Source organism: Homoserinimonas sp. OAct 916, from assembly GCF_003260275.1.
GTDB lineage: Bacteria > Actinomycetota > Actinomycetes > Actinomycetales > Microbacteriaceae > OACT-916.
This window is the reverse complement of the sequence record NZ_QJHB01000135.1, coordinates 1-254: the sequence shown is the minus strand read 5'-3', so window position 1 is coordinate 254 and position 254 is coordinate 1. Positions and strand designations below refer to the sequence as shown.

The following is a 254-nucleotide window of genomic DNA, read 5'->3' as shown; positions in this document are numbered from 1 at the left end:
CCTCACGGCACAACTCGTCTTTGAACTCTTGGGTGAATCGTCTACGCGATGCGGACATGCTGCTCTCTCTTTCAGTAGCACCCTCATTTTAAGAGGGCCCACTGTCCGAGAACTCCTCGGCAGGCCAGACCTAGCCGAGGAAGGTACGGAGTGCTCTGCGGAGTTGGTGCGGCAGATCATGCGCGATCAGGGCCTGATCGCGTGTCAGCCGCGCCCGTTCCGGGTCACGACCGAGGCAGATGCCGGGGCTGCCG

1 pseudogene is annotated in these 254 nt (G+C 61.8%); it reads left to right on the top strand.

The features are described 5' to 3' along the window. Window positions 1–127 precede the first annotated feature (127 nt). Window positions 128–254: pseudogene (locus DL891_RS16995) on the top strand (IS3 family transposase); the annotation flags it as partial.